This is a genomic window from Nocardia sp. NPDC056611 (assembly GCF_042792755.1).
Lineage (GTDB): Bacteria > Actinomycetota > Actinomycetes > Mycobacteriales > Mycobacteriaceae > Nocardia.
In genome coordinates this window covers 1,637,885-1,659,632 of record NZ_JBHTVV010000002.1, presented here as the reverse complement: position 1 = coordinate 1,659,632, position 21,748 = coordinate 1,637,885, and the positions used below count along the sequence as shown (strand labels likewise).

The following is a 21,748-nucleotide window of genomic DNA, read 5'->3' as shown; positions in this document are numbered from 1 at the left end:
AATATGTGTTTCGGCATGGCGGGACGAGGACAAAGAAAAGACTCCGGGACGGGGGAGTCTCGGAGTCCGGTTGCCGGATCGGTCGATTCGCCGGGCGGTTCAGCCCGCGCGGTGCGGTTCGATGGCCGCCGGCGCCCCGCGGCGGCGGGCGAAAGCGGGCGTCGTTTCCCAGGTGTCGTTGAGCAGGCTGGGGACATTGTGGTGGTCGGCGTGGTCGCGGTGCACGGTGGTGCTCATGACCGTGAGGCCGAACAGGATGGTCGACGCGCAGATGATCCCGGCGATGAGCGCCCACTGCGAGTGACCGGTGCCGGCGGCCGTGAGAGCCATGGCCAGCGTCGCGAAGGCAACCAGTACGCAAAAGTATCCCGACCAGGCAGCAAAGCGGTTCCGCCTGACCCATCCTGGAGTGAGTGGCATACCGGCAGCGTACGCGCCGACCGGTCGGTTCCGCAGGGGTGCGAGCCAGGATTGGCCGCACTGTGATCGGTGCCCGCCGGCGCCGACGCGGGCGCGATATCGGGCCCGCGACGGCGGCGCGATAGCATCGGCGAGCTCGTCGAACGGAAGAAAGCCGGTGCAATTCCGGTGCGGTCGCGCCACTGTGACAGTCAGACCTTCCCGGCGAGCGCCGAACCGTGCTGGGCGCGTCACCCTAGGAAGGCCGAGACCCTTGATCCTGTTGCTGTCCACCTCCGACACCGATCTGCTGAGCGCGCGCGCCAGCGGCGCCGCCTACCGGCTGGCCAATCCGGCCCGGCTGCTGCCGGACGACCTGCCGGTCCTGCTGAACGGTGTGTCGCTGGTGATCGTGCGTGTGCTGGGCGGGAAGCGGGCCTGGGAGGAGGGCCTCGAGACGGTGCGCGCCAGCGGAATTCCGATGGTCGCCCTCGGCGGTGAGATCGCGCCCGACGCCGAGCTGATGGAGTGCTCGACCGTGCCCGGCGGTGTCGCGGCCGATGCCCACAACTACCTGGCCGCGGGCGGCCCGCGAAACCTGCTGCAGCTGCACCACTTCCTGTCCGACACGGTGCTGCTCACCGGCGAGGGGTTCGAGCCGCCGGTCGAGATGCCGAGCTGGGGCGAGCTGGAACGGCACGCCTGCCCGGTTCCGGACGACGCGCCGACCGTGGCCGTGGTCTACTACCGCGCCCAGCACCTGGCCGGGAACACCGCCTACATCGACGCGCTGTGCACCGCCATCGAGGCCAAGGGTGCTCGCGCGCTGCCGATCTACTGCGCCTCGCTGCGCACCGCGGAGCCGGAGCTGCTCGCCACGCTCGGCACCGCCGACGCTCTGGTGGTGACGGTGCTGGCGGCGGGCGGCACCAAGCCCGCGACCGCCTCGGCGGGCGGCGACGACGAGGCCTGGGACGTGGGCGCGCTCGCGGACCTGGATGTGCCGATCCTGCAGGGCCTGTGCCTGACCAGCGGGCGTGAGCAGTGGGAGGCCAATGACGACGGCCTGTCGCCGCTGGATGTCGCCACCCAGGTGGCGGTGCCGGAGTTCGACGGCCGCATCATCACGGTCCCGTTCTCGTTCAAGGAGTTCGACGCCGACGGGTTGTCGTCGTATGTGCCCGACGCCGAGCGTGCGGCCCGGGTGGCGGGTATCGCGGTGCGCTACGCGCGGCTGCGCCACATTCCGGTCGAGCGCAAGAAGGTCGCGATCGTGCTGTCGGCGTACCCGACCAAGCATGCCCGCATCGGCAATGCCGTCGGCCTGGACACCCCCGCCAGCGCCATCCGGCTGCTCACCGAGATGCGCGAGGCCGGTTACGACCTCGGCGCGCCCGGCGAGATCCCGGGCCTGGAGGCCGCGGACGGCGACGCCCTGATCCACGCGCTCATCGCCGCCGGCGGGCAGGACCCGGACTGGCTGAGCCAGGAACAGCTGGAGGGCAACCCGATTCGCATCGGCGCGGACCTCTACACCGGCTGGTTCGAGACCCTGCCGGAGGACCTGCGCGAGGCGGTCGTCGAGGCGTGGGGCCCGCCGCCGGGTGAGCTGTACGTGGACCGCTCCGCCGACCCGAAGGGCGAGATCGTCATCGCCGCCTTGCGTTTCGGCAATGTGGTGCTGATCGTGCAGCCGCCGCGCGGTTTCGGTGAGAACCCGGTCGCCATCTACCACGACCCGGACCTGCCGCCGAGCCACCACTACCTGGCCGCCTACCGCTGGCTGGCCGCCGCGGAGGGCTTCGCCGCCGACGCCGTGGTGCACCTGGGCAAGCACGGCAACCTGGAGTGGCTGCCCGGCAAGACCCTCGGCATGTCCGCCTCCTGCGGCACCGATGCCGCCCTCGGCGATCTGCCGCTGATCTACCCGTTCCTGGTCAACGACCCGGGCGAGGGCACCCAGGCCAAGCGCCGCGCCCACGCCACCCTGGTCGACCACCTGATCCCGCCCATGGCGCGCGCCGAGACCTACGGCGACATCTCGCGGCTCGAGCAGCTGCTCGACGAGCACGCCAATATCTCCGCGCTCGACCCGGCCAAGCTGCCCGCCATCCGCCAGCAGATCTGGACGCTCATGCGCGCGGCCAAGATGGACCACGACCTCGGGCTCACCGAACGCCCGGACGAAGAGGTCTTCGACGACATGCTGCTGCACGTCGACGGCTGGCTGTGCGAGATCAAGGACGTGCAGATCCGCGACGGCCTGCACGTGCTCGGCCAGGCCCCGGCGGGGGAGGCCGAGGTCGACCTGGTGCTGGCCATGCTGCGCGCCCGCCAGCTGTGGGGCGGCGAGGTCAATGTGCCGGGTCTGCGAGAGGCGCTGGGGCTCAGCGAATCCGGCGACGAGAAGCGCGAGCGGGTGGACGCCTTCGAGCAGCTGGCGCGCGAACTGGTCTCGGGCATGCTGGAAGTCGACTGGGACGTCGACGCCATCGACGCGGTGACCGAGGGCGTGTTCGGCGGGGAGGCGGCCGTGGCCGCGGGCCTCACCGATGTCGCCGCGCGCCTGGCCGAGACCCGCCGGGTGCTGGGCTTCGCCGCCACCGAGGTGGTGCCGCGGCTGCGGCAGACCGGTGTCGAGGTGGCTCGCATCCTGCACGCGCTGAATGGCGGTTTCATTCCGGCCGGACCGAGTGGTTCGCCGCTGCGCGGTCTGATCAACGTGCTGCCCACCGGCCGCAACTTCTACTCCGTCGACCCGAAGGCGGTGCCGTCGCGGCTGGCGTGGGAAACCGGTCAGGCCATGGCGGATTCGCTGCTGGCCCGCTATCTGGCCGACCACGGCGAGTACCCGCGGTCGGTGGGCCTGTCGGTGTGGGGCACTTCGGCCATGCGCACCTCGGGCGACGATATCGCCGAGGTGTTCGCGTTGCTGGGCGTGCGGCCGGTGTGGGACGAGGCCAGCCGCCGCGTCACCCGCCTGGAAGCCATCACGCTCGAGGAGCTGGGCCGTCCGCGCATCGACGTGACCGTGCGGATCAGCGGCTTCTTCCGCGACGCCTTCCCGCACGTGCTGGCGCTGCTCGACGACGCGGTGCGCCTGGCCGCCGGACTCGACGAGCCCGCCGACCGGAACTACGTGCGCGCCCACGCCCAGGCCGACCTGGCCGAGCACGGCGACGAACGCCGTGCCACCACACGCATTTTCGGCTCCAAGCCCGGCACGTACGGGGCGGGCCTGCTGCAGCTCATCGACTCCAAGAGCTGGCGCACCGACGACGACCTGGCCCGGGTGTACACCGCGTGGGGCGGATTCGCCTACGGTCGCGACCTCGACGGCGCGCCCGCCGCCGACGACATGCGGACCGCGTACAAGCGAATCGCGGTGGCGGCCAAGAACACCGACACCCGCGAACACGACATCGCCGACTCCGACGACTATTTCCAGTATCACGGCGGCATGGTGGCGGCGGTGCGCGCGTTCACCGGGTCGAATCCCGAGGCGTACATCGGCGACAGCACCCGCCCGGACGCGGTCCGCACCCGCACCCTGTCGGAGGAGACCACCCGGGTGTTCCGGGCGCGCGTGGTGAACCCGCGCTGGATCGAGGCCATGCGCCGGCACGGCTACAAGGGCGCCTTCGAGATGGCCGCCACCGTCGACTACCTGTTCGGTTACGACGCCACCACCAATGTGGTCGCCGACTGGATGTACGAAAAGCTGGCCGAGTCCTACGTTTTCGACGAGACCAACCGCAAGTTCATGGAGCAGTCCAATCCCTGGGCGCTGCACGGGATCGCGGAACGTTTGCTGGAGGCGGCGGAGCGGAAGCTGTGGGAGCAGCCCGACACCGCCACCCTGGACCGGCTGCGGCAGGTCTACCTGGAGACCGAAGGCGAACTGGAGTAGGCGATTTCGCGTACCCGGACCGGGGTGGCCCGCAGGACAGCAGCGGACAACCCCGGTACAGGGGGGTTCCCACCGCCGGTTCGTAAGAGGAGTATGAGAACCGGACCCGGCGTCGGGCTCGGGGAAGCGGCGGGGCCTCCGGTGATATGCGAGTCATATTGCCGGACCGAATAATTCGAAGTGGGGAATCCCCGATTCGCAGCGGTCCGGGTGTGTGCGTCCGAGTCGTGTCTCACGGCGTCCCATGATGGTACGGACGTTTATTCGGTCATGCGGTGAATCGGTCCCTCGACGTAGGGAACCATCATGAGAATCGCCAAGATCGCCGCTACCGCTCTGCTGTCCGTCGCCGCGCTGTGCGTGGCCACGGTGACCGCTCACGGCGAACCCGCTGTCGCGGCGCCGGGAATCAGCGGGGTGGACCGGGGTGTCGACTACTCCATCTCCCTGGCCCAGGACCGCAGCGCGGTCACCACCACGCTGGCCTCGGGCCATTTCGAGCTCGCCGGCGGCGCGGTGAACATCATCGCGCCCTCGGGGGCGACCCTCGCGGCGCTGCCGCTGGTCTACCAGGCCGCCGACCGCACCGTCACCGTCGTCCCCGAGGTGAACGCCGACGCGACCGAATTGACGGTGCGACCGGCGAATCCGGCCGATGTCGCCGCACCCAACGGTGATGTCGTCGCCTTGCAGACCGTGGCCAATGCCGGATCGGTCGTCGCCGGGGCGCTCATCGGCTGTGTGGTCGGGGCTGTGATCGGCGTCTGGTTCTTCCTGGTCGGCGCCGTGATCGGTTGCGGTGTCGGCGGTTTGATCGGCGCGATCATCGCGAACGACCAGCCGTGATCGACCTATCCGGAAGCAGGTAGCGCGAAACCACGTCGCCGGACCGGTCGGTTCGGCGACGTGGCGTGAATTCGCTTATGCCGGAAGGATCTCGATGCCGATGGTGCCCGCGTCGCCGCGGCGCAGCTTGCTTCCCATGATGGTCAGCCAGCCCAGGATCCCGTACTTGCGCTTGATGAGATCCCGCACGCGGTCGCTGCCCGCGTCGTCGAGCACCGTCGCGCGCCCCTTCACGATCTCGCCGTGCGTCTTGCCGCGCACATCGCAGGGTTGCAGCGTCACGTCGGGGTTGCGCCGGATGCGCTTGACCTTCCAGCTGTCGGTGACCGTCCACACGTAGAGGCGGCCGCCGTCGAGCGCGGCCCACAGCGGCGTCGCCACCGCGGTGCCGTCCTTCTTGTAGGTGGTCAGGTTGACGTAGTTCGCGGTGCCCACGGGCCCGAACGGGTTGTCCACGCCCGCAGCCTATCCGGTATGGCCGCCGGACGCTCCCAGGCGCACGAGGTCCCGGGACGCGGCGAAATCGGCGACCAGGTCGGCGAAGGCCGCACCGTGGGTGAGCGGGAGATAGTGCCCCGAACGCGGCACGACCAGCAGCCGGGCGTCGGGGGCGGCGTGCAGGAAACGCTGTTCGCCGAGGCGGAAGTGGTCGTGGCCGCCGTTGATCAGGCGCACGGGCCCGCGATACCCGGCCAGCGCGGCGAGCGGATCGAATGCGGTGAGGGCGGCCATCACATCGGGAATGGCCTCGGTCGTGATGCCCCCGCGCGCGATGTCGGCGGCGACCCGGGGCGGCAGCACCCGGTCGAAGACCCGCTCGCTGACGGCTTTTCCGCCGTCGGCGCGGGCGGTCAGGACGCGGTGCATGAGCAGGAACGGGGTCGCGAGGGCCCGGCTCGGAGTCACGCTCGCGCCCGCGACGACCAGGCCGGTCACCCGCTCCGGGTGGGCCGCGGCGGCCGCGATCGAGACCTGGCCGCCCAGTGAATGGCCGACGACCACCGCCTCGCCGCCGAGTTGATCGATTCCCGCGCGCACGGCCTCGATCGCGCCCGGCAGCGTGAATCGCTCGCCACGGCGGCGGCCGTGCCCGGGTAGATCGATGGCCAGTACCGGATGCCGCGGGGCGAGGTGTTCGCTGACCTGCCCCCAGCAGGCGGAGCTCAATCGAATGCCGTGGACCAGCAGGATCGGTGTTGTCGTCATGGCGTCCTCCCGACTCGAATGCAACGCTACGTTGCGTTGCAATCACAGCAGGGATCGGTTCGCAACGCAACGTTGTGTTGTATTTTGGTGGGGTGACGACACCGGAACGGCGAACCGCGGGCGCGCCGCGGCAAGCGGCCGCGATCTTCGCCGCGGCCCTGGAACTGCTGGCGGACAAGGGATATGACGGCCTCACCATGGAGGCGGTGGCCACGCGATCCGGGGTGAACAAGACCACGCTGTACCGGTGGTGGCCCGCCAAGGACGCGCTGCTGGCCGCGGCGCTCACCGACTCCGACCTGCTGAGCTTCCCGATGCCGGACACCGGCAGCCTGCGCGGCGATCTGCTGGGCCTGGCGGGGGCCATCGCCGGACTGCTCACCGACCCCGCGACCGCCCCCGTGGCGACCGCGGTACTGGCCGCGGCGCCCGCGCGGCCGCAGCTCGCGGCGGTCGGGTCCGCGTTCTTCGCCGAACGGCTCGGCCGCGAGCAGCCGGTGTTCGAACGGGCCGTGGCGCGCGGCGAACTCGACCCCGGCTGTGATCCCGCCGCCATCATGGACCTACTGGCCGGGGCCATCTGGTTCCGGCTGCTCCTGCGCGGCCGGCCACTGACACCCGAATATCTGTCCGGCGCGGTCGATCTCGTGGTGGACGGGCTGCCCGGAGCGGGCTGACCCGGCTCGACGCTGGGTCATAGGCGCGTGCCCGCCCCGATCCGTACGTTGGGTTCCGACGACCCGAACGGCACGAGGAGGCGCACGATGGCGGCAGTTTCGGTACCGATGCTCTGGGGTGGCGAGCTACCCGAGACGCTGGATTTCTACCGGACACTGGGATACACCGTCACCTACGAGATGACCCGGCCCTACACCTACGGAATCGTCGAACGCGACGGCTTCCAGCTGCATTTCGGGCCCACACCGAAGGATCTGTCCGCGGAAGGAGCCCATATCGGCTGTCTGGTGCTCGTGGACGAGGTCGAGCCGTGGCACGCGGAATTCAAGGCCGCGCTGCGTGCCCGCTACGGCAAGGTGCCCGGCCGCGGCTCCCCGCGCATCACCCGATTCCGCACCGGGCAGACCCGTTTCACGGTCGTGGATCCGGTCGGCAATACCGTCATCTATATCCAGCGCGACGAACCCGATCCCGAATACGGCGGCTCGAAACAGCTCGACGGCCTGGCCCGGGTGCTCGACAACGCGCGCATCTTCCGTGATTCGAAGAACGACGACGCCACCGCGGTCCGCGTACTCGACACCGGGCTGCGCCGTCACGCCGCCACCGCACCGCTGATCGACCGGGCCCGGGCGCTGGCGATGCTCGCCGAAATCGCCACGGTCGCAGGCGAAGCCGCGCGGGTGGCCGAACTACGGGCCGAGATCGAGGGATTGGGACTCTCCGACGCCGATCGTGCGGCGGTGGCGGGAGATCTGGACGCCATCGCCGCCGCCGGGGAGTGATCAGGCGGGGCGGGCGCCGACTATTCGCAGGGCCACGGCCGCGTAGTCGGCGCCGATCTCGTCGGGGGTGCGGCGGTAGTCGCCGTGGTACCAGCGGGAGGTGTCCACGCACAGCGACATGAGAGCCAAGGTGGCGGCGTGGGTGTCGGCGACATCGAACACGCCCGCGCCGACCCCGCGGGCGACGAGGTCGCGGACCAGGCGGTGAATGGCGAGCTGGAGGTCGGTGACCTCGGCGCGGTGCTCGGGGGTGAGGTCGGTGAGGTGGTGCAGGACGACCCGGACCGAGGCGGCGTGCTCGGCGTGCCAGACCGTCAGGTCGCGCACCACGGCGGCGAGCCGGTCGGCCACGGTGCCCACATCCCCGGCCGCGGTGGTGGCGACCTGTTCGGTCAGCCGCATCGACGACAGCGAGATGCGGTAGAGGACTTCCTCTTTGGAGCCGAAATGCACGTACAGCCCGGCCGGGCTCAGACCCGCGCGGGCGGCGATGTCGCGGGTGGTGGTGGCGTGGAAGCCGCGTTCGGCGAAGGCGTCGATGGCGGCCAGGAAAATGCGGCGCTGGCCCTCGGGAAAGCGGCGCTGGGTGAGCTCCTGCTGCGCGACCGCGACCGTGCCCCGGGCGGCGTCACGCGCCGCGTCGTCGTCGATACCCATCGAATGAGTATCTCTCAGAGAGTGTTTCACCCGCTCACCGGCCGGGGGTGCCAACCGTGAGCCGGCGGCGCCGCCGGCCGTTGGAGACGGGTGCGACGGGTGCGACGCCGATCATTCGGGAAGTCCGTCGCGCCAGTAGAGTTCCACGGGGTTGAACCCGGCCGGGTCGGGACGGCGAGGTGCGATGCGGTGAAACCCGGCTTGTTTCATGGTGCTTCGAACACCGTCGCCGTCGATGTACTTGTCGTGGACCTCGAGCACGATGCGGTCGACGGTGTCCATCCACGGCTGTGGGGTGGCGAAGATGTCGGCCTCGCTGCCTTCGACGTCGACCTTCAACAGGTCGACGTGGTCGAGACCGTTCCGGTCCAGCAGCTGCGCCACCGTGCACGCGGGCAGGGTGCGCGGCGGGCGGGCGAGGCTGTTCTCGAGCCGCCAGGGCCGTCGCCGGCGCAGTTCGTACACCGCGGGGACGGCGGTACAGGTGTCCCAGAACGCGCTGACGGCGAACTCCAGCTCACCCGGTGCGCCGGACACGGCGCAATCCTCCACGATCCAGTCCATCCCCGACAAGGACCGGTTGCGGTACAGCACCTGCCGGCTCTCGGCGATCGGCTCCACCGTGAGCAGCAGTCTCGGCCGGTAGCGGGCGGTGAAATAGGCCGCGGCCTGCCCGGTGTTGCCGCCGAGATCGACGATGGTGTCCAGGGTGCCGATGACGGCGTCGAGGTCATAGACCGCATTGAGCTCGTAGTAACGGTGCAGGAAGATCTGCCAGAGGATGAGCAGGTCGCTCTGATTGCGGCGCACCATGATCGACGCGTCCTCACGCGGGGTGGCGAAACGCAGCGGGATCAACTCCTCGCCCGTCAGGGGCGTGCCGGCCATGCCGAGAACGCGGCGAGCCATCCAGAAGGGCGCGCGCACCCGGCTGCCGCCACGGGCCGTGGCGACAGCGATGCCCAGGTCACGGGCTGCGCCGACGACTTCGCGCGCCAGGACCCGTGCGGTGCCGACCCCGAAGGCGCGGTCGGCGTCCGTGCGCAGGTAGGCCAGATTCATGACATCTCCTGTCCGAGTGTGCGATCCGGATGTGACTGTCGATCAGCTGAGGCTCGGGACGGCAAGACGCGCAGGTGAACCCACCCATGGAGATAGCTGAATGGTAGCCAATGGCTCAGCTGCGCGACACACGCGCCGGCGGCTTGGCTCGTCGCCGGGGTTGGCGACCGTAACTTGGTGGTCGAACCCACGTCGTGGGCGGACGGCCAGGGAAGGGACGCATGGCGATGAGCAGGCGGAGTTTCGTGGTGGGGAGTGCCGTGGCGGCGTCGGCCGTGGCGTGCGGGACTGGCGGCTCGGGATCGGGCGCGTCGGCGGATGTCATCTTCTCCGGTGGATCGATCGTCACGGTTGCGGGCAGTGCGCCCGAGGTCGAGGCGCTGGCCGTCACCGGCGGGCGGATCAGCGCGGTGGGCGCGGAATCCGAGGTGATGGCGCACCGTGGGCCCGCCACGAAGCTGGTGGATCTGCGCGGGCGGGCATTGTTGCCCGCGTTCGTGGAACCGCACAGTCATCCCTCGCAGATCGCCGCCGCGCTCGCGCCACCCGCGGTGGATGTGCGGCCGTTCACCGTGCCGACCGGCGACGGGGTGAACGCGAAGCTGGCCGAGGCGGTGCGGAACGCGCGGCCGGGGGAGTCGGTCCTGTTGTACGGGATCGATGTGCTGCTGCAGACCGGGCTGGTGCTGCCGACCGTGCGGAGTCTCGATGCCGTCGCGCCCGCGAATCCGGTTGTGGTGGTGGCCAACAGCGGGCACGCCGCGTACGGCAATACGGCGGCACTGACACAGGCGGGGATCACCCGCGACACCCCGAATCCGCCGGGGGCGGAGTACGTGCACGGGCCCGACGGCGAACTGACCGGCGAGGTGCGGGAGGCGGCCGCGATCCTGACGCTGACCGAGCCGTTGCAGGCGTCGGTCAGCGGCGGGATGCCCGACCGATTGCGCTGGGCCTATGGGCAATTGGCGGCCGCCGGATACGCCACCGCCAGCGAGCACACCGGCAGCGCCGACTCCGGGACGCTGTACACCGCGGTGGCGGCGGACCCGGCCTGCCCGATCCGGATTCGCTCCTACACCATGGGAACCCCGGAACTGGCCACCGATGCCGCCCATGTGCCCGGCCCGGCCGTCGGCGGGGACGCCCTGTTCGGGGTCATCGGCATGAAACTGTGGGCGGACGGATCACCCTGGCAGGGCAATATCTTCACCACGTTCCCGTATCTCACGAACGAGGCCACCGCCCGCATGGGTCTCGAGCCGCATCACCACGGCGGCATGAACTACACCCCCGAACAGATCACCGACCTGTCCGCCGCGTTCGTCGGGCAGGGCTGGCAGCCCGCCTGCCACGTGCACGGCGACGCGGCCGTGGACGTGGTGCTCGACGCCTACGAGAAGGCCCTGGCCGGGAAGAGCAGCGAGCTGCGGCCGCGGCTCGAGCACTGCGGGGCGATGCGGCCCGACCAGTTCGCGCGCGCCGCCAAGCTCGGGGTGACGGTGAGTTTCTTCATCGAGCACGTCTACTACTGGGGTGACGTGCTGCTGGACGACCTGTTCGGTCCCGAACACGGCGCGCACTGGATGTCGGCGAAATCGGCGCTGGAGGCGGGGTTGCGGATCTCGTTCCACAATGACGGCACCGTCACCCCGCCCGACCCGATCGGCAATATCGCCACCGCTGTCACCCGCACCGCGCGGGGCAGCGGCCGCGTCCTGGCCGCCGAGCAGTGCCTGAGCGTCGACGCCGCGATCAAGGCGCAGACCCTCGACGCGGCCTGGCAGCTGCACCTCGACACCGAGATCGGCAGCCTGGAACCGGGCAAGTACGCGGATCTGGTGGTGCTGTCGGGCAATCCGCGCGCCGTGCCGCCGGAGTCGTTGCGCGCCTTGACGGTCGAGGCCACCTACCTCATGGGCCGCCAGACCTTCGGCGAACCGCTCGCCTGACCGGTCACCCGACGCGGGTCAGCACCTGCGGGCCCGCCTCGGTGATGGCGATGGTGTGCTCGGAGTGGGCGGTGCGCGAACCGTCGGCCGAGCGCAGGGTCCAGCCGTCGGGGTCGGTGACGATGCGGTCGGTGCCGCGCGCGAACCACGGCTCGATCGCCAGGGTCAGGCCCGGGCGCAGCCGGAAACCGCGCCCGGCGCGCCCGGCATTGGGGACATGCGGGTCCTCGTGCATGGTGCGGCCCAGGCCGTGTCCGCCGTATTCGGTGTTGATCGGGTAGCCGTGGTCGCGGGCCACGGCGGCGATGGCCGCCGACAGGTCGCCGATGCTGTTGCCGGGCTCGGCGACCGCGATGGCCGCGTCCAGAGCCTCTTCGGTGGCGCGGATCAGCCGTTCGTCCTCGGGATCGGGGCTGCCCACGATGACCGTGACCGCGGAGTCGGCGACCCAGCCGTCGACGCTCACCGCCAGATCCATGCTCAGCACGTCGCCGTCGCGCAGCGTGTAGTCGAACGGGAGTCCGTGCAGCACGGCATCGTTCACCGACAGGCAGATGGTGTTGCGGAACGGCCCGCGACCGAAACTGGGGGAGTAGTCCCAGTAGCAGGAGACCGCGCCGCGCTCCCGGATGCGTTCGCGGACCACGGCCTCCAGCTCCAGCAGATTGACCCCGATCCGGGCCCGCTCCCGTAGTTCGGCGAGCACGCTGGCCACGAACTGCCCGGTCACGCGCATGCTGTCGATCTCGGCGGGGCTCTTGAGTTCCACCATGACTACCTCCATCAATCGGTATTTTAATACCGACCCTAGCGGCTTGCGGTATTTAAATACCAACCGTAGGGTGGCCGGTATGGTCCGACTGCCCCTCACGCCCGCCCAGCTCGAAGCCGGACGCCGCCTGGGCGCGGCCCTGCGTACCGCCCGCGACGGCCGCGACCCGGTGGAAGTGGCCGCGAGCGCGGGCATTTCCCCGGAGACCCTGCGCAAGATCGAATCGGGGCGCCTGCCCACGCCCGCGTTCGGGACCGTGGTCGCGTTGAGCCGCACCCTGGACATTTCCCTCGACGAGCTGGCCGAGATCTGGCACCCCGGCGACGCGGAGCAGCGCTCGGCCTCGTAACCGATTGCCGGGGACCGCGACCGGCCGGTTCAGTCGCCGGCCAGCTCGACCGGCACCGCCAGCACATCCACCATCGCGCCATTGCGCAGCACCGTCACCGGCAGCGTGCGCCCGATGGCGTCGGCGAACAGCTGTCGCTGGATGCCCTGCGCGTCCCGGATCTCGGTGCGCGCGATGCTGAGCACCAGATCCCCGCGCCGCAGCCCGGCCTGTTCGGCGGGCCCGCCGCGCACCACCTCCACGATCCGCAGTCCCGCGTCCTGCCCGGTGCGGGCGGCGACCGCGGTCGGCAGGGGCGCTGGCACGCCGACCACGCCCAGATAGGCGCGCCGGACCCGGCCCTCGGTGAGCAGCGTGCTGATGATGCGGCGGGTGGTGACGTTGATCGGAATCGCCAGACCCAGCCCGATCCCGGCGACCGCGGTATTGATCCCCACCACCCGGCCCGCCGAATCCGCCAGCGCGCCACCGGAATTGCCGGGATTGAGGGCGGCGTCGGTCTGGATCACGTCCTCGATGACGCGGGCGGTGCGCCGGTTGCCGACCGGCACCGAGCGGCCCAGCGCGCTCACCACGCCCGCGGTCACCGACCCGGCCAGCCCGAGCGGAGAACCGACCGCCACCACCAGCTGCCCGACCACCAGGCTGTCGGCGTCCCCGAGCCGCACCGCGTCGGGCGCGCCGCCGCGGGCGCGCAGCACCGCCAGATCCGAGAGCGGATCCACCCCCACCACGTCGAAGGCCGATTCGAGGCCGTCGGCGAACACCACGATCCCCTTGCTCGCCTCGCCGACCACGTGCGCGTTGGTGAGCAGGAATCCGTCGGCGGTGAACACCACCGCGGAACCGCCGCCGCGCGGGGTCTGCACGCTGGCCACGTGCGGGGTCACCGAGGCGGCGACCGCGATCACGGTGCGCGAGTAGGCGTCCATGGCCTCGGGGTCCGGCGGGCCGAAGCCCGGAGGCGGCACGGGGTTGGGGTTCTCGTCCCCGGGCGAGAGGGCAGCTTCGTCGTCCACGACGACCACCATCCGATTACGTGATTACAGTGGGTAATCCCAGGATGCGCGCGACCGCGGCGCCGCGACAACCGGTTCGCCGACAGCGCAAACCGGGACGCGGTTCAGCGCAGGCGGTACTTCAGGTGGGTGACGCGGGAGCCGGGCACGATCTCCGGATCGTCCAGCAGCACCGGCGCATTCGCCAGCTCACCCAGCAGCGGCACCCCGCTGCCCAGCAGCACCGGCACCAGATCGACCCAGACCTCGTCGAGCAGGCCCTCGTCGAGGCACTGCCGGGCCACGTCACCGCCACTGACACCGACCATCCGGTCCCCGGCGATGCCGCGCGCCACGTCGATGGCCTCCTTCACCCCGCCGGTCACGAAGGTGAACGGCGCGTCGGGGTGCTCGGCGATCCACTGCTCGGGCACGGTGTGGGTGACCACCACGATCGGCTTGTCCGCCGGATGCACCCCGCCCCAGCCGTTGGTCAGCGTGAACAGCCGCTTGCCGACCACGTACACCCCGACCCCGTCGAGCCAGGCTCGCAGGTATTCGGCGTCGGAGGCGGTCAGAGTGAACGGGATCTCGGGGTGGGTGCTGGCGATCGGCACGTCGCCACTCTGGTACCAGGCGAACAGGTGCTCGAAACCGGTTTCGCCGGGGCCCGCGATGAACCCGTCGAGGGACATGCTCGCGCCGGTGACTACCTTGCTCATGGCCGTACTCCTTCAGCAGGGGAACGAATCGGCGTGTGCCGCCGCCTCTGCCTGGAAGTCGGCGCCGCCTCCCGGAAATCATCGTTGTCGTGCGACGAAAGTTTCCGGGAAACGGACCGGTTCGACCGGATCAGGTCGCCTGGCTCACCGAGGACATGTGGAAATCGGGAATCCGCAACGGCGGCATGGCCGTCCGGGTGAACCAGTCCTTCCACTCACGCGGCAGGGTGATCTCGGTGCGGCCCGCCTCCGACACGCGCCGCAGCAGGTCCAGGGGGCTCTCGTTGAAGCGGAAATTGTTGACCGCGCCGGTCACCTCGCCGTTCTCGACCAGGTAGACGCCGTCGCGGGTGAGACCGGTGAGCAGCAGCGTGGCCGGATCGACCTCGCGGATGTACCACAGGCAGGTCAGCAGCAGTCCGCGCTCGGTGCGCGCGATCATGTCGGTCAGAGTGGCGTCGTCGCCGCCGGTCAGGAGCAGGTTCTCGCCGGGCAGAGTGACGGGGGCGTCGAATTCGGCGGCGGTGGCACGCGGATACACCAGCGACTCGATCACGCCCTGGCGCACCCAGTCGGTGCGCTGCGCGGTCAGGCCGTTGTCGAACACCGACAGCGACTCCGACGACGACGGCGTCGCCACGAACGGCCGGTACTCCAGACCCGCCGCGCTCGGATCCGAGGACAGGGTCAGCGGAATCCCGGTGAGCCGCTCCCCGATTCGGGTGCCGCCCGCGCGGGAGAAGGCCGTGTGGCCCTCGTGCGCGCCGCGGCCCTCCATGGACCAGGCCAGGTAGATCATCAGATCCGCGACCGCGGACGGCGGCAGCAGCGTCTCGTAGCGGCCTGCGGGCAGCTCGACGCGCCGCGTGGACCAGTCCAGCCGCCGCGACAACTCCGCCAGCAGACCGGGGGTGTCGACATCGGCGAAATCGGTGGTGCCGGTGCCGACCCACGCGCTGGCCAGCTCCGCGCCCTCACCGCGCTTGCCGTTGATCTCCACCGAACCCGTCGGCTGCACCCAGCGCCGCCGCAACCCGGTGGAGGTGCCCAGCCAGGTGGAGTGCATCTGGTGGTGGGCGAACCCGTACAGGCGGTCGGAGCCGTCGAAACCGGCGGCGAGATCGCTTGCCAGCGTGGTGAACACGCCGATATCGGTGGTGGCCGGATCGCCGTCCCAGTCCAGCAGCCGGTCCAGGGTGTCGGCGTCGACGGCGTCGGGATCCAGCAGCGGCATGGCGTCGCGCGCCGGCTCGGCGTCGCGGGCGGCCTGCTCGCTGGTCCGCACCACGGCCTCGATCTCGGCCGGATCCACGCTCGTGGAACTCACGCTGCCGACCCGCGCGACGGTCGGGCCCTCCCGGAACACCGAGACCACCGCCCAATCGCGCGCCACCGAGGAACCGTTGGTGGTCATGGAGTTTCCGGCCCAGCGCAGCGACGCCTCGTACGCGTCGGTGACGATCACCATGGCCTCGTCGGCGCGCGAGGCCCGCAGCGCGCGTTCGACGACCTCGGGGGCGGGGAGCACACTCACCGTGTCGGTCCTTTCCTACTGTCCGGCTTCGGCGCGGGTATTGAGAATATTGATGCCGCGCACCAGCACCGACGGGCAGCCGTGCGAGACCGCCGCCACCTGACCGGGTTGCGCCTTACCGCAGTTGAACGCCCCGCCCAGCACCCAGGTCGAGGGCCCGCCGACGGCCTCCATCGCACCCCAGAAGTCGGTGGTGGTGGCCTGGTAGGCGACATCGCGCACCTGCCCGGCCAGCTCACCGTGACGAATCCGGAAGAAGCGCTGACCGGTGAACTGGAAGTTGTAGCGCTGCATATCGATCGACCACGATTTGTCGCCGACGATGTAGAGGCCGTTCTCCACCCGGGAGATGAGCTCGGCGGTGCTGGTGTCGCGCTCCGGGTCGGGCTGCAGCGACACATTGGCCATGCGCTGGATCGGCACGTGGTGCGCGGAATCGGCGTAGGAGCAGCCGTTGGAGCGTTCCAGGCCCAGCTTGGGCGCGAACACCCGGTCGAGCTGGTAGCCGACGAGTACGCCGTCGCGCACCAGATCCCAGCGCTGCCCGGCCACGCCCTCGTCGTCCCAGCCGACGGTGGCCAGGCCGTGCTCCTGGGTGCGGTCACCGGTGACGTGCATGATCGGCGTGCCGTAGCGCAGCGTGCCGAGCTGGTCGGGGGTGGCGAACGAGGTTCCCGCGTAGGCGGACTCATAGCCGATGGCACGGTCGTACTCGGTGGCGTGGCCGATGGACTCGTGGATGGTGAGCCACAGATTGCTCGGATCGATGACCAGATCGGTGGGGCCCGCCTCGACGGTGGGGGCCTTCACCTTCTCCGCCAGCCACTCCGGCATCCGCGCGAGTTCGCCCGCCCAGTCCCAGTGTCCGTCCGCGCCGGTCACGTACTCCCAGCCGCGCCCGGCCGGAGCGGCCAGGGTGCGCATGGTCTCGAACACCCCCGCCGCCGGATCGACGGTGATGGCCTCGAACTGCGGGTGCAGGCGCACCCGCTGCTGGGTGATCCGCGAGCCGAAGGTGTCGGCGTAGAAGGTCTGCTCCTTGACCTGCAGCACCGCCGCCGTCACGTGATCCACGCCGTCGGCGGAGCTCAGCCGCCCCGAATAGTCCAGCAGCAGCGCCACTTTCTCCGGCGTCGGCACCTCGAAGGGGTCGACGTCGTAGGCGGAGACGTACTCGGCGTCGTCGTAGCGTGGCTCCGGAGCCAGTTCCACGCGTTCGCGATTGAGCGCGCGCAGGGTTCGCGCCACCGTCACCGCGCGCCGCGCCACCTGGGCGGCGGTCTCGGCGGTGAGATCGGCGTGTGAGGCGAAACCCCAGGTGCCGTCGACGATCACGCGCACCGCGAACCCGAGATCGGTACTGTCGGACACCGATTCGACGCGGCCGTCGCGCAACCTGATGGACTGCTGCACGAGTCGATGGACCCGCAGGTCCGCGTACTCGGCCCCGGCCGCGCGGGCCGCGCTCAACGCGGCGTCGGCGAGCGCGGACAGCGGCAGCGCGCGGAACTGGCCGTCGATGACCTTGGTAGCGATGCTCACCCGCACCACGCTAGAGGGCGACACGCCGGGGGTTCAAGAAACCACGCAGCCCGAACGAAATTCACCCCGCGCATATCTGCATACGCTGCAACGATGCGCGAAGTGCGAAGGAGCACACCGGGAAACGGCACGCTCAACGGCCTGACATTCCGCGGATTGCCGATCGGATGCCGTACTGTCTGCCCGCGTGCCGCCATCCGCACTCCGCGATCGCAAACGGGAACGCACCCGCCGAGCCCTGCTCGAAGCCGCCGTAGAACAGTTCGAGAGCCGAGGATACGAGGCGGCTACCGTCGCCGACATCGCGGCCGCCGCCGAAGTCGGCACCCGGACGTTCTTCAACTACTTCGCCAGCAAAGAGGAACTATTGTTCCCCGAGCCGGACGAACGCGTACAGGCCGCCGTGCGCGCCATCGCCACCCGCCGCCCCGGTGAACGACCCGTCGAGGTGCTGCTGCGCGCGCTGCGCGCCGCCGGTGACAATCCCGGCGACCACCTGGGCGACGACCTCGCCGCCCGCATCGCCGTACTGCGCGCCCAGGTATCGCGCACCGTGCCCGCGGTGTCGGGCCGCGCCGCCTACGCCCAGCTCGCGTCGCAGCAGGAGATCGCGCGCCAGTTGCGCGCCGCGTTCCCCGAGGAACTCGACGACGTCGGCGCGGCCGCCCTGGTCGGCGCGGTCGTCGGCGCGGTGTCCGGCGCGCTGACCGTGCTGTTCCAGCGGCCCGGCCTCGAGGACGGCGAAGCGCTGCAACGCAAGATCCAGGAGACCACCTCGAAGGTGCTGGCGCCGTGGCTGTCCCAGCCCGCACCGGAGCTGCCCGCCGAGCACCTACCGGTGATCGCCGACGTTCCACTACGTCCGGAGCCCGAAGCCTTTCGCCCCCTGAGCTCGGTGCACCGGCTGGCCCGCGTCTGAACCCGGTCAGCCGAACTGCTGCCAGCCCAGGCGGATCACCATGGCGGTGACCACCACCAGCAGGACGACCCGGACGAAACCGGCGCCCTTGGCCAGGGCCATGCGGGACCCGGCGATCGAACCTGCCACGTTCGCCACCGCCATGGACAGGCCCAGCGCCCACAGCACGTGACCCGTGCTCGCCAGGAACAGCAGCGAACCCAGGTTGGATCCGCAGTTGATCACCTTCGCCATGGCCGCGGCCCGCACGAACTCGGTGCCGAGCAGGGTGGCGAAGGTGATGATCAGGAACGTGCCGGTCCCCGGCCCGAGAATGCCGTCGTAGAGGCCGATCAGGCCCGCGGCCAGCGCCACCACCAGGATGGTCTTGCGGCGGGTCGGGCGATGGGTGGCCATCGTGACCCCGATCGAGGGGCGCAGCGTCACGAACACCGCCACCCCGATCAGCACCACCATGACGATCGGGATGAAGTACCGGCGGTCGATGAGGGCCACCGCCGCCGAACCGCACGCGGCCGCCACCGCCGCGATGATGGCGCCGGGGATCAGCACCTTCCAGCGCATCGGCACCTTGCGGGCGAAGGTGAACACCGCCGCGCTGGTGCCGGAGAACGCGGCGATCTTGTTGGTGCCCAGGGCCGTCTGCGGCGCCAGGCCGGGCAGCACCACGAACAGGGTGGGCAACACGATCAGCCCGCCGCCGCCGACCACGGCGTCGACCCAGCCGGCCGCTATCGCCGCGGTCAACAGGATCGTCCAGTCCACAATGCTCACTCCGCGACCCAACCAGACGCCGCCACCTCGATTCAAACCGTCGGGTCTGTCAGCGAGTTGTCAGCGAACCGGCCCGTAGGGTGGACGGGTGCGCCGATTCAGTCTCTGGCTGCGCGGAAAACCGCTGATCACCGATTCGGCGGTCGCGCTGCTCTTGTTCGTCATCGATGTGCTCGCCCTGAGCAACAGCCAGTACAAGCCCACCTACCTCGTGCTCAGCGTGCTGCTGCCGCTGCCGATCGTGTTCCGCCGCACCCACACCCGTGCCGCCGCGGCCGCCATGGTCGCGCTGTCCATGACCGCGTCGCTGGTGCACTGGAGCGTCAGCGACCACGCCGTGCACCCGGCGCTGCTGGGCCTGGGCATCATGCTCTACACCCTCGTCGCCTACGTCGGCCGCCGCCAAGGACTCGTCTACCTGGCGATCCTGCTCATCGACGGGGTCGTCGCCGCGGCCGCCATCGGCACACCGCAGGGCACCGACATCCTGTTCAACGCCCTCTACTACGCGCTGTGCTGGACCCTGGCCGAATTCGTCGGCGCCCGCCACGCCTACGACGCCGAGGTCGCCGCCCGCCTGGCCGTCGCCGACTACGACCGCGAACGCCGCGCCCACGACGCCGTCGCCGCCGAACGCACCCGCATCGCCCGCGAACTGCACGACGTGGTCGCGCACGCGGTCAGCGTCATCATCGTGCAGGCCGACGGCGCCCGCTACGCCCTGCGCCACGACCCCGACACCGCCGAGCAAGCGCTCACCACCATCGCCGGAACCGGCCGCGAAGCCCTGCGCGAACTGCGCCGCACCGTCGAGCTGCTGCGCACCGAGCATGCGCCCGAACAACTTCCGCAACACGGCACCGCGGGCATCGCCAAGGTCGCCGACATGATGCGCAGCGCCGGACTGGACGTGTCCCTCGAACTGCGCGGCGAACTCGACGCCGTCACCCCCGAGGTCAGCCTCGGCATCCACCGCATCGTGCAGGAATCGCTCACCAACACCCTGCGCCACGCCGGATCCGACCCGCGCGCCGAAGTCCGCGTCACCCGCCGCGACACCGACGTACTGCTCGAGATCACCGACACCGGCGGCGCCCCGCTCACCACGCCCCCCGACAGCGGCTGCCACATCGGGTCCGCCACCGCCCCGCCCATGCCTGCCACCCGCATCCCCGGCAGCGGACTGGGACTGGTCGGCATGCGCGAACGCATCGCCGTCCTGGGCGGCACCCTCACCACCGGCCGGAATCCGCACGGCGGCTGGACCGTCCGCGCCACCATCCCGCTCGACCGCGACGACGTGCAGGACTGAGCCGCCCACCTGCACCGACCGTGATGGGCCGCCGCCCGGCTACCCGCCCGCATCCTCGCGCCGGATAGGTTGGGGGCGTGCCGATCACCGTGCTCGTCGTCGATGACCAGGAACTCATGCGCGCCGGATTGCGAATGGTGCTCGGCGCGCACCCCGACATCGACGTGGTGGGAGAGGCCGACAACGGCGCCACCGCCATCGCCCGCGCCACCGAACTCGTCCCCGACGTCGTCCTCATGGATGTCCGCATGCCCATCACCGACGGCGTCACCGCCACCGCCCGCATCATCGAATCCGGCTGCGGCAGCCGCGTTCTCGTCATGACCACCTTCGACCTCGACGAACACGCCCTCGGCGCGCTGCGCGCCGGAGCCAGCGGCTTCCTGCTCAAGGACACCCCGCCCGAAGACCTCATCTCCGCGATCCGCAGCGTCGCCGCCGGCGACGCCGTCGTCTCCCCGAAGGTCACCAAACGCCTGCTCGACCGCCTCATCGCCGAGGACCCGGCCGCCGGCCGCGACCCCGGCGTCCTCGACGTCCTCACCGCCCGCGAACGCGAGGTCCTCGAACACATCGCGGCGGGCCGCTCCAACGCCGAGATCGCGGGCGCCCTCTACCTCTCCGAGGCCACCGTCAAAACCCACGTCGGCCGCGTCCTCACCAAACTCGGCCTGCGCGACCGGGTCCAGGCCGTCGTCCTGGCCTACGAGACCGGCCTGGTCCGGCCCGGCGGCGCCTGACCGGTGTGACCGGGAACGCACCCGGGAGAAAAATCGGGGCCTCGCGCGTTGTCACGGGTAGACCGATCGAAAGGATCGCCTGATGCCCGCCCTGTTGTTCCTCGCCTGGTTCGCCGCCGAGATCGCCACCCTGATCGGGGTCGGCCACCTCATCGGCGTCTTCCCCACGATCCTGCTGCTGCTGGCCGGATCGGCCGTGGGTCTGGTGCTCGTGCGCTCGCAGGGCCGCCGCGTGTTCGAAGGCTTCCGCCGCGCCGCGCGCGGTGAACTCGAACCCAGCACCGCCGTCGCCGACGGCGCGCTGGTCGGCGTGGGCGCGGTCCTGATGTTCGTGCCCGGCCTGCTCACCACCGCGCTCGGCCTGCTGGCCCTGCTGCCGTTCACCCGATTCCTGCTCCGCCCGATCGTGGCCGCCTTCGCGGCGCGCCGACTGAACCGGGTCGCTACCGCCGTCGGGCCCTACGGGTACCGCAACGTCGTGATCGATCCCGACGGCGAGGTCATCGACGCGACCGTGGTCACCGAGTACTACGACGACGGTCAGGGCAACGGATACAAGATGATCGATCCCCGCTGAGCGGGAACCCACAC

General features: G+C 70.5%; 21 protein-coding genes. 10 read left to right on the top strand and 11 right to left on the bottom strand.

The features are described from left to right. Positions 1-99: 99 nt before the first annotated feature. Positions 100-330 carry a hypothetical protein gene (locus tag ACFRAQ_RS16295; RefSeq protein WP_379100011.1) on the bottom strand — a complete coding sequence of 77 codons (231 nt, stop codon included), beginning with the start codon at positions 328-330 and terminating at the stop codon, positions 100-102. 343 nt (positions 331-673) lie between these two features. Here ACFRAQ_RS16295 and cobN point away from each other — a divergent pair, with 343 nt between their 5' ends. After that, positions 674-4,309, top strand: a complete 3,636-nt coding sequence (gene cobN, locus ACFRAQ_RS16290) for a cobaltochelatase subunit CobN (RefSeq protein ID WP_379100010.1) — start codon at positions 674-676, stop codon at positions 4,307-4,309. A 306-nt stretch (positions 4,310-4,615) separates the two neighbouring features. Further along, positions 4,616-5,155 carry a hypothetical protein gene (locus ACFRAQ_RS16285; protein ID WP_379100008.1) on the top strand — a complete coding sequence of 180 codons (540 nt, stop codon included), beginning with the start codon at positions 4,616-4,618 and terminating at the stop codon, positions 5,153-5,155. 75 nt (positions 5,156-5,230) lie between these two features. On the opposite strand, the gene ACFRAQ_RS16280 is transcribed toward ACFRAQ_RS16285, so the two are convergent. Next, positions 5,231-5,611 carry a PPOX class F420-dependent oxidoreductase gene (locus ACFRAQ_RS16280; protein WP_379100006.1) on the bottom strand — a complete coding sequence of 127 codons (381 nt, stop codon included), beginning with the start codon at positions 5,609-5,611 and terminating at the stop codon, positions 5,231-5,233. A 9-nt stretch (positions 5,612-5,620) separates the two neighbouring features. Next, on the bottom strand, positions 5,621-6,361 hold the full coding sequence (locus ACFRAQ_RS16275; RefSeq protein WP_379100004.1) for an alpha/beta fold hydrolase: 741 nt from the start codon (positions 6,359-6,361) through the stop codon (positions 5,621-5,623). A 92-nt stretch (positions 6,362-6,453) separates the two neighbouring features. On the opposite strand from ACFRAQ_RS16275, the gene ACFRAQ_RS16270 reads away from it, so the two are divergent. Together ACFRAQ_RS16270 and ACFRAQ_RS16265 are read left to right on the top strand one after the other, a co-directional pair. Continuing rightward, positions 6,454-7,038 (top strand): TetR/AcrR family transcriptional regulator, encoded by a 585-nt coding sequence (locus ACFRAQ_RS16270; protein WP_379100002.1) that lies wholly within the window; start codon positions 6,454-6,456, stop codon positions 7,036-7,038. 87 nt (positions 7,039-7,125) lie between these two features. Further along, positions 7,126-7,824 carry a glyoxalase gene (locus ACFRAQ_RS16265; protein WP_379100000.1) on the top strand — a complete coding sequence of 233 codons (699 nt, stop codon included), beginning with the start codon at positions 7,126-7,128 and terminating at the stop codon, positions 7,822-7,824. Here the strand turns inward: ACFRAQ_RS16265 and ACFRAQ_RS16260 are convergent, their stop codons facing one another. Further along, positions 7,825-8,481, bottom strand: a complete 657-nt coding sequence (locus ACFRAQ_RS16260) for a TetR/AcrR family transcriptional regulator (protein ID WP_379099998.1) — start codon at positions 8,479-8,481, stop codon at positions 7,825-7,827. A gap of 111 nt (positions 8,482-8,592) precedes the next feature. After that, positions 8,593-9,543: an FkbM family methyltransferase gene (locus ACFRAQ_RS16255; RefSeq protein ID WP_379099996.1), complete on the bottom strand. Its 951-nt coding sequence runs from the start codon at positions 9,541-9,543 to the stop codon at positions 8,593-8,595. A gap of 221 nt (positions 9,544-9,764) precedes the next feature. Here ACFRAQ_RS16255 and ACFRAQ_RS16250 point away from each other — a divergent pair, with 221 nt between their 5' ends. Then, positions 9,765-11,495 (top strand): amidohydrolase, encoded by a 1,731-nt coding sequence (locus tag ACFRAQ_RS16250; protein WP_379099994.1) that lies wholly within the window; start codon positions 9,765-9,767, stop codon positions 11,493-11,495. Between the two features lie 4 nt (positions 11,496-11,499). On the opposite strand, the gene map is transcribed toward ACFRAQ_RS16250, so the two are convergent. Next, positions 11,500-12,267, bottom strand: a complete 768-nt coding sequence (gene map / locus ACFRAQ_RS16245) for a type I methionyl aminopeptidase (RefSeq protein ID WP_379099992.1) — start codon at positions 12,265-12,267, stop codon at positions 11,500-11,502. 79 nt (positions 12,268-12,346) lie between these two features. On the opposite strand from map, the gene ACFRAQ_RS16240 reads away from it, so the two are divergent. After that, positions 12,347-12,616 (top strand): helix-turn-helix domain-containing protein, encoded by a 270-nt coding sequence (locus tag ACFRAQ_RS16240; protein WP_379099990.1) that lies wholly within the window; start codon positions 12,347-12,349, stop codon positions 12,614-12,616. Between the two features lie 29 nt (positions 12,617-12,645). Here the strand turns inward: ACFRAQ_RS16240 and ACFRAQ_RS16235 are convergent, their stop codons facing one another. The 4 genes from ACFRAQ_RS16235 to ACFRAQ_RS16220 form a co-directional block, all read right to left on the bottom strand. Next, positions 12,646-13,548, bottom strand: a complete 903-nt coding sequence (locus ACFRAQ_RS16235) for a S1C family serine protease (RefSeq protein WP_379100292.1) — start codon at positions 13,546-13,548, stop codon at positions 12,646-12,648. Between the two features lie 191 nt (positions 13,549-13,739). Continuing rightward, the gene (locus ACFRAQ_RS16230) at positions 13,740-14,336 is read right to left on the bottom strand and encodes a dihydrofolate reductase family protein (protein ID WP_379099988.1); all 597 of its coding nucleotides are present in this window, start codon (positions 14,334-14,336) and stop codon (positions 13,740-13,742) included. A gap of 130 nt (positions 14,337-14,466) precedes the next feature. Further along, positions 14,467-15,864 carry a metallopeptidase TldD-related protein gene (locus ACFRAQ_RS16225; RefSeq protein WP_379100290.1) on the bottom strand — a complete coding sequence of 466 codons (1,398 nt, stop codon included), beginning with the start codon at positions 15,862-15,864 and terminating at the stop codon, positions 14,467-14,469. Positions 15,865-15,885: 21 nt separating this feature from the next. Further along, positions 15,886-17,412, bottom strand: a complete 1,527-nt coding sequence (locus ACFRAQ_RS16220; protein ID WP_379099986.1) for a TldD/PmbA family protein — start codon at positions 17,410-17,412, stop codon at positions 15,886-15,888. 187 nt (positions 17,413-17,599) lie between these two features. On the opposite strand from ACFRAQ_RS16220, the gene ACFRAQ_RS16215 reads away from it, so the two are divergent. Next, positions 17,600-18,331 (top strand): TetR/AcrR family transcriptional regulator, encoded by a 732-nt coding sequence (locus ACFRAQ_RS16215; protein WP_379099984.1) that lies wholly within the window; start codon positions 17,600-17,602, stop codon positions 18,329-18,331. 6 nt (positions 18,332-18,337) lie between these two features. Here the strand turns inward: ACFRAQ_RS16215 and ACFRAQ_RS16210 are convergent, their stop codons facing one another. Further along, positions 18,338-19,105, bottom strand: a complete 768-nt coding sequence (locus tag ACFRAQ_RS16210) for a TSUP family transporter (protein ID WP_379099982.1) — start codon at positions 19,103-19,105, stop codon at positions 18,338-18,340. A gap of 88 nt (positions 19,106-19,193) precedes the next feature. Here ACFRAQ_RS16210 and ACFRAQ_RS16205 point away from each other — a divergent pair, with 88 nt between their 5' ends. From ACFRAQ_RS16205 to ACFRAQ_RS16195, 3 genes are all read left to right on the top strand, one after another. After that, on the top strand, positions 19,194-20,417 hold the full coding sequence (locus ACFRAQ_RS16205; RefSeq protein ID WP_379099980.1) for a sensor histidine kinase: 1,224 nt from the start codon (positions 19,194-19,196) through the stop codon (positions 20,415-20,417). 77 nt (positions 20,418-20,494) lie between these two features. Continuing rightward, positions 20,495-21,157 (top strand): response regulator, encoded by a 663-nt coding sequence (locus tag ACFRAQ_RS16200; protein WP_379099978.1) that lies wholly within the window; start codon positions 20,495-20,497, stop codon positions 21,155-21,157. A gap of 82 nt (positions 21,158-21,239) precedes the next feature. Next, a complete protein-coding gene (locus ACFRAQ_RS16195) occupies positions 21,240-21,734 on the top strand; it encodes an FxsA family protein (protein ID WP_357085757.1) in 495 nt (164 codons plus the stop codon). Positions 21,735-21,748 lie beyond the last annotated feature (14 nt).